This is a genomic window from Bradyrhizobium sp. UFLA05-89 (assembly GCF_059803475.1).
This window is the reverse complement of sequence record NZ_JBANBA010000033.1, coordinates 74,568-81,061: the sequence shown is the minus strand read 5'-3', so window position 1 is coordinate 81,061 and position 6,494 is coordinate 74,568. Positions and strand designations below refer to the sequence as shown.

The window sequence follows — 6,494 nt, the reverse complement described above, 5'->3', positions numbered from 1 at the left end:
GATCACGGCGTTCGAGGGGTGTCCACACCCTCACCGCCGCTTACCCCAGTCGCCGCTTACCCCATAGCATCTGGATTCCCCGCTTTCGCGGGGAATGACGGCTGAGCGTGTGGCGGGCTGCGACGAACACGTCGCCCTTACTTCACCGCCCCGAACCGGCTGTCGAACGAGTTCGACGACATCACCGGGGCAGCGCCTGCGAGCTGCGCGTCTTTGCTGCCGGCATCAGCCGTGCTGCCCGACACCGACGGCTTCAGCGGCGGGCGTGAGGCGGCGACCTTGGTGTCGGCCGGCTTCGGCTCGGCGGGCCTGGCGGCTGCGACCGGCTTGGCTGCTTCCTTGGGCGCGTCCTTCGCGTCCTTGCTCGCGTCCTTGGCCGTGCCATGTCCCGGCACGAACCGGGTCACCGCGGCCTTCAGCCGGGATGCCGCCGAGGGCGGGGTTGCCGAAGTGGTGGCTGGCGGCGGAGATGTGGTCGCGGTGGTGTCGGCGGTGCCCATGCCCATCTTGCGGGCAAGGCCGGAGAAGAAGCCGCCGCCTTGCGAATTCTCTTGGGACTTCTCGGCCGGCGCGGCGGACGCGACGCGGGTGTTGCTGGCCTGCGACGGGACGGCCACGACCGGCTCGCTCTGCTGGCTTGCGCCGACAGCCTCGAGGTTCGGTTTCGGCGGATTGACGCTGCCGGGGATCGTGCCGGGCGCCTTCGACATCGCCAGCATCTGCAGCGTCGAGCCTTCGGCGCCCTCGGACAGGCCGGTCGAGCCTTCCGGAATCTTCGCGGCGAATACCTTGTTCATGCCGCCGTCGATGCCGGTGTTCATCCGCGCCATCGGCGTGCCCTTGGCGACGAGCCTGGCGTATTCCGCCTCGTCCTTCTCCTGCTTCTCGCGCACGGCGTTCGCGATGTCGTCGGGGATCACATAGGCCGGGCACTTTGCGGAGGCGTCGAACACCGGATCGCGCTTGGCGTCCGGCGTCTTGGCGGCGTCGAAGACGTACTTCTTCTCGCAGAAATCGACCCTCGGCTCCTGCCGCGTCACCTCGAAATGATCATTGCCTTCCTTGATCATCTTCCAGAAGGCCATGTTCGGATTGTTGCGGTGCTTGGCCATGTTCACCGGCGTCATTCTGAAAGGATACGCCTGGAACTGGAACGCCTTCTGGCCGCCGAAGAAGGACTCACGGCCGAGCGAATAGATCTCCGCGATCTGCTCGTCCGTCATCGCGTAGCAGCCGCGCGAGGAACAGTCGCCGTGCACCATCAGCTGCGAGCCGGAGCGGCCGAGCGCGCGGTCGAACGCATTCGGATAGCCGGTGTTGAAGGAGAGGTAATAGGCCGACTGCGGATTCATCTGGCTGGGGTTGATCGAATAGAACCCCTCGGGCGCCTGGCGGTCACCTTCGCGGACCTTCGGCCCGAGATCGCCCGACCAGCGGCAGATCGGATAGGTCTTCAGCAGCGCGAACTGGCCGGAGCGGGTCTGCTTCCAGATCTCGAGCTCGGCCTCCTGCTTGAACAGGCGGACCAGGATCGGCGATTGCAGATCCATGTCCTTCTCGGTCATCGCGGCGAGAAGCTTTGGCGAGACAGGCTGGTTGGCCTTGGCGTTGGTCGCGAGCGAAACCTGGTCGGTGTCGCAGCCAGCCAGCAGCACGCTGGTGACAAGCGCAACCGACGTCAAAAGCGCGCGTGCAAGCGAGCTAGAAATCAAGATGGACCCCACACTCACCGGGCAAGTCAGCGAAAACCCCACTTCTGGAGCATTGGCCTGACCGGCGATCCGGACCCGCAGGAAGCGGGCTTTTGCAGACCAAGCCCCAGCGCTTATGCCCTGAAGCCATTGATTAAAATCTTACCCTCTGGGCTAAGCCGTCGCAACCCAAGCGCGGATCACGAGACCGTTGCCTCATAGGGATGGTCAACAAAGACTAAATCAGGGCGTAGCGACCTAATTTAGGCCGGGATCGCAGATTCGGGCGAAAAATGGGTTAATGGCCCCTTACGCCGAGGCGGGATTGTAGGGTGAGTTAGCCGAAGGCGTAACCCACCTCTTTGCTATCCGTGCGTGAGATGAAGTGGTGGGTCACGCTGCGCTAACCCGCCCTACGGCGCCGGAACGCGCCGAGTCACCCCAGCTTACGGCCGATTTCGAGGAATTTCTGCCGCCGCTGCTTGCGGATGGCGTCGGCGTCCAGGTTGCGCAGCTCATTGAAGGCCTGCTCGATGGCCTCGCCGGTGGTGGCGATCATGGCGGCGGGGTCGCGATGCGCGCCGCCGACCGGCTCCTTCAGGATGGTATCGATGACGCCGAAGCGCAGCATGTCCTGGGCCGTGATCTTCATGCTGTTGGCGGCTTCCTGGGCCTTGGTGCCGTCGCGCCAGAGGATCGAGGAGGCGGCCTCCGGCGAGATCACGCTGTAGATCGCGTGCTCCAGCATCAGGACGCGGTTTGCCGTTGTGATGGCGATCGCGCCGCCCGACATGCCCTCGCCGGTAATGATCGCAACGTTCGGCACGCCCAGCGACAGGCAGGCGTCCGTCGAGCGCGCAATGGCTTCGGCCTGTCCGCGCTCTTCCGCACCGATGCCGGGATAGGCGCCGGCAGAATCGACGATCGACAGCACGGGCAGGCCAAACCGCTCGGCCATCTCCATCAGCCGCACCGCCTTGCGATAGCCTTCGGGCCGCGCCATGCCAAAATTGTGCTTGATGCGGCTCTCGGTGGAATCGCCTTTTTCCTGGCCCATCACGCAGATGGCTTCGCCGCGGAAGCGGCCGAAGCCTGCCACCAGCGCCTCGTCCTCGCCGAACTTGCGGTCGCCGGCGAGCGGGGTGAATTCGGTGACCAGGCCCTTGATGAAGTCGGAGAAATGCGGCCGCTGCGGATGACGCGCGACCAGCGTCTTCTGCCACGGCGTCAAATTCGCATAGAGGTCGGCGAGCGCCTGCGCCGCCTTGTCCTCGATCTTGCCGACCTCCTCGGCGATGTCGCCGGAGGCCGAGAGCGCGCGCAATTCGTCGAGCTTGGAATCGAGCTCGGCGACGGGCTTTTCGAAATCGAGATAGCTGCGCATTTGGTCTAGCATCGGTTCAATATAGGGAGGACGGGGCGAGGAGGTGAAACGGATTTGAGGCCGCGGATAGAAGTGTAGCTTCTTCAATGAGTTGGCTTGTGCGCACCGACGCAGCGCGCCAAATCACGGGCAGGAGACGGCTCTTTCTGCGGAGAAACGGCCGAAGTCAAGGCGGATGGTTCATCTCTCCCGCTTGCGGGAGAGGTCGGCGCGCCCCGGGCGATGCGAAGCATCGTCCCGCGCGCCGGGTGAGGGCTCTCTCCTCTTGGGGGCTCTCGTCCGTGGAGATACCCTCTCCCCAGCCCTCTCCCGCAAGCGGGAGAGGGAGCGCATCTTCCGTGAAACCCTACTTCTCCGCCAGCGGGTGTAGGTCGCGCACCAGGCTCTTCAGGCGCTCCTCCACCACATGGGTGTAGATCTGCGTCGTCGAGATATCGGTGTGGCCGAGCAGCGTCTGCACGATGCGCAGGTCGGCGCCGTTGTGCAGAAGGTGGCTGGCAAAGGCGTGGCGCAGCACGTGCGGGGAGACGAGGCGCGCCTGAAGGCCGGATGCGATGGCGAGCTCCTTCAGGTCGCGCGCAAAATGCTGCCGCGTCAGGTGGCCGCTCTCGCCGAAGGACGGAAACAGCCATTTCGATGTGGCGATGCTGCCTTTCTTGTTCGATTTGCCGTCGCCTTTGGCCGCGTCCGTGGCGGCGAGATAATCCGCCATCGCCTGCCGCGCGGCCTCGTTGAGCGGTACCAGGCGCTCCTTGTTGCCCTTGCCGCGCACCACGATCATGCGCGCGTCGCGCTTTGCGGCCGAGCGCGGCAGTGACACCAGCTCGGAGACGCGCAGGCCGGTGGCGTAGAGTACTTCCAGCAGGCAATAGAGCCGCAAGCTGCGCAGCCGCTGCGCTGGCGATGCGTTCGCCGTCTCGCTCAGCTCCTTTGCGCGCCTCAGCATGCGATCGACGTCCGCAATCGACAGCACCTTCGGCAGGCTGCGGCCGCGCTTCGGCCCCGACAGGATCGCGGCGGGGTCGTCGCTGCGGATCCGCTCGTTGAGCAGGAAGCGAAACAGGTGCCGCATCGCCGACAGGCGCCGCGCGACGCTCGAGGACTTGAAGCCGCGCGTATCGAGATCACCGAGATAGTCGCGCAGGACTTGCGTGTCCGCGCCGATGAAATCCTGGCTCTTGTGGCCGAGGAAGTCGGAGAAGTCGGTGAGGTCGCGCCGGTAGGCGTCGAGCGTATTTCGGCCGGCGCCCTGTTCCGCCGCGAGCATGTCGAGGAACAGGCCGGTCAGTTGGATATTTGAGGGCTTGGTGGGCATGCCCTTCAGGCTAGCGGCTATTTCTTGAGAAATTTCTCCGGCGGGATGGTCACCGTCATTTCCCGCGGTTTTGGATTGACGAAATTGGCCAGCGTGAAGACCACGCCATAGACGATGCCGGCGAGGACGGCGACGACCGTCAGGAAGCGGAACAGGCTGGGCATCGGGCGAGGTCTCGGTAGGGGTCCCGTCGGGGCGAATTAACCAATGAAATCATCCAACATGTTCGCCGTTTCGTGGCAAGAGTCTCTGGCGAGGGCCCCTGCGGGGTCGTATAGGTGGCCCGAGATGCCGCCTTTGGCGGCAGATTGAGCGAGATCCATGTCCGACGCCGCCATGCCAGCCCCAAGCTTGCCCGAGCCCGACATTCTGTCGGCGCTTGCGGGCCGGTCGATCGTGCTGATCGGCATGATGGGGGTCGGCAAATCCACCATCGGCCGACGCCTCGCGGCCCGGCTTAAGCTGCCCTTCCTCGATGCCGACGCCGAGATCGAGGCGGCCGCCGGCATGACCATACCTGAAATTTTCGAGCGCCATGGCGAGCCTTATTTTCGCGACGGCGAGACGCGGGTGATCGCGCGCCTTCTGGACAGCGGGCCGTTGGTGCTCGCCACCGGTGGCGGCGCCTTCATGCGCGAGGAGACGCGGGCGCGCATTGCGGCCAAGGCGGTCTCGATCTGGCTCAGGGCCGATCATGACGTCATCATGCGGCGGGTGCGCCGCCGGGCCGATCGCCCGCTGCTGCAAACCGCCGATCCCGAGGGGACGGTGACCCGGCTGCTGAGCGAGAGAGAGCCGGTCTACCAGAATGCCGACCTTACGATCTCCTCGCGCGACGTGCCGCATGACCGGATCGTGGAGGAGTGTCTCGAGACGCTGCGTACCTATCTTTGCGGCGGCCAGCCTTCCGATGTAGCGAGTGCCGCGAGATGACCGCGCCGTTGAAACATTCAGACCCCGTTATCGTCGACGTCGCGCTCGGCGAGCGCACCTACGACATCGTCATCGGCCGCGACGTGCTGGCCTCGCTCGGCGCGCGCATCGCGCACCTGCGCCCTGGCGTGCGCACCGCGATCGTGACGGATCGCACCGTCGCAAGGCATTGGCTGGAGCCGACTGAAGCCTCGCTCGCGGATGCGGGCATCCCGACCTCGCGCATCGTCGTCGAGGAAGGCGAGATTTCCAAAACCTATGCCGGGCTCGAAAAGGTCAGCGAGGCACTGATCGCGGCGAAGATCGAGCGCAACGATCTCGTCATCGCGCTTGGCGGCGGTGTGGTCGGCGATCTCGCCGGCTTTGCAGCGGCGATCCTGCGTCGCGGCGTGGATTTCGTGCAGGTGCCGACCTCCCTGCTGGCGCAGGTCGATTCATCCGTCGGCGGCAAGACCGGCATCAACTCACCGCAGGGCAAGAATTTGCTCGGCGCCTTCCACCAGCCGGTGCTTGTCATTGCCGACACCGCCGTGCTCGACACGCTGTCGCCGCGGCAATTCCGCGCCGGCTATGCCGAGGTCGCCAAATATGGCGTGCTCGGCGACGTGGCTTTCTTCACCTGGCTGGAGAAGAACCACGCCGACATCTTCAGGGGTGGCTCGGCGCGCGAGCACGCGATTGCGACCTCGTGCCGCGCCAAGGCGGGCGTCGTCTCGCGCGACGAGCGCGAGACCGGCGAGCGGGCGCTGCTCAATCTCGGCCACACCTTTGGTCACGCCTTGGAAGCCGCCACCGGCTTCTCCGACCGGCTGTTTCACGGCGAGGGCGTGTCCATCGGCATGGTCCTGGCGGCCGAGTTTTCCGCAAAGCTCGGCATGATCGGTGCGACGGACGCTGCGCGCGTCGAACGCCACCTTGCGGAAGCAGGGCTGCCGACGCGGCTCCAGGACATCGCCGGCTTCGCGCAGGAAGGGCTTGCCGACGCCGACGCGCTGCTGGCGCTGATGGGACAGGACAAGAAGGTCAAGCGCGGCAAGCTCACCTTCATCCTGCTGGAAGCCGTCGGGCGCGCGGTGATCGCAAAGGATGTCGAGCCGTCGCTGGTGCGCGATTTCCTCAACGACAAGCTCGCGCGCAACGCGTGATGAGCGATTGACATCGGCGGTTGGGT

6 protein-coding genes are annotated in these 6,494 nt (G+C 65.4%); 2 read left to right on the top strand and 4 right to left on the bottom strand.

The window, feature by feature from the left end; all coding sequences use genetic code 11:
• Positions 1–137 precede the first annotated feature (137 nt).
• From SO139_RS19285 to SO139_RS19270, 4 genes are all read right to left on the bottom strand, one after another.
• Positions 138–1,712: a L,D-transpeptidase family protein gene (locus tag SO139_RS19285; protein WP_449383491.1), complete on the bottom strand. Its 1,575-nt coding sequence runs from the start codon at positions 1,710–1,712 to the stop codon at positions 138–140.
• 415 nt (positions 1,713–2,127) lie between these two features.
• Positions 2,128–3,087 carry an acetyl-CoA carboxylase carboxyltransferase subunit alpha gene (locus SO139_RS19280; protein WP_449383492.1) on the bottom strand — a complete coding sequence of 320 codons (960 nt, stop codon included), beginning with the start codon at positions 3,085–3,087 and terminating at the stop codon, positions 2,128–2,130.
• A 334-nt stretch (positions 3,088–3,421) separates the two neighbouring features.
• The gene (gene xerD / locus SO139_RS19275) at positions 3,422–4,390 is read right to left on the bottom strand and encodes a site-specific tyrosine recombinase XerD (protein WP_449383493.1); all 969 of its coding nucleotides are present in this window, start codon (positions 4,388–4,390) and stop codon (positions 3,422–3,424) included.
• A gap of 17 nt (positions 4,391–4,407) precedes the next feature.
• Positions 4,408–4,554: a histidine kinase gene (locus SO139_RS19270; protein WP_449383494.1), complete on the bottom strand. Its 147-nt coding sequence runs from the start codon at positions 4,552–4,554 to the stop codon at positions 4,408–4,410.
• Positions 4,555–4,711: 157 nt separating this feature from the next.
• Here SO139_RS19270 and SO139_RS19265 point away from each other — a divergent pair, with 157 nt between their 5' ends.
• Positions 4,712–5,323 (top strand): shikimate kinase, encoded by a 612-nt coding sequence (locus tag SO139_RS19265; protein ID WP_449383495.1) that lies wholly within the window; start codon positions 4,712–4,714, stop codon positions 5,321–5,323.
• A complete protein-coding gene (aroB, locus tag SO139_RS19260; protein ID WP_449383496.1) occupies positions 5,320–6,468 on the top strand; it encodes a 3-dehydroquinate synthase in 1,149 nt (382 codons plus the stop codon). Before SO139_RS19265 ends, aroB begins: the two co-directional genes overlap by 4 nt.
• Positions 6,469–6,494 lie beyond the last annotated feature (26 nt).

What these genes read in the sequence shown, in the direction of transcription:
- SO139_RS19270 (WP_449383494.1), bottom strand. Translation starts at nt 4,554, where the DNA reads ATGCCCAGCCTGTTCCGCTTCCTGACGGTCGTCGCCGTCCTCGCCGGC.
- aroB (WP_449383496.1), top strand. Translation starts at nt 5,320, where the DNA reads ATGACCGCGCCGTTGAAACATTCAGACCCCGTTATCGTCGACGTCGCG.
- SO139_RS19280 (WP_449383492.1), bottom strand. Translation starts at nt 3,087, where the DNA reads ATGCTAGACCAAATGCGCAGCTATCTCGATTTCGAAAAGCCCGTCGCC.
- SO139_RS19265 (WP_449383495.1), top strand. Translation starts at nt 4,712, where the DNA reads ATGTCCGACGCCGCCATGCCAGCCCCAAGCTTGCCCGAGCCCGACATT.
- xerD (WP_449383493.1), bottom strand. Translation starts at nt 4,390, where the DNA reads ATGCCCACCAAGCCCTCAAATATCCAACTGACCGGCCTGTTCCTCGAC.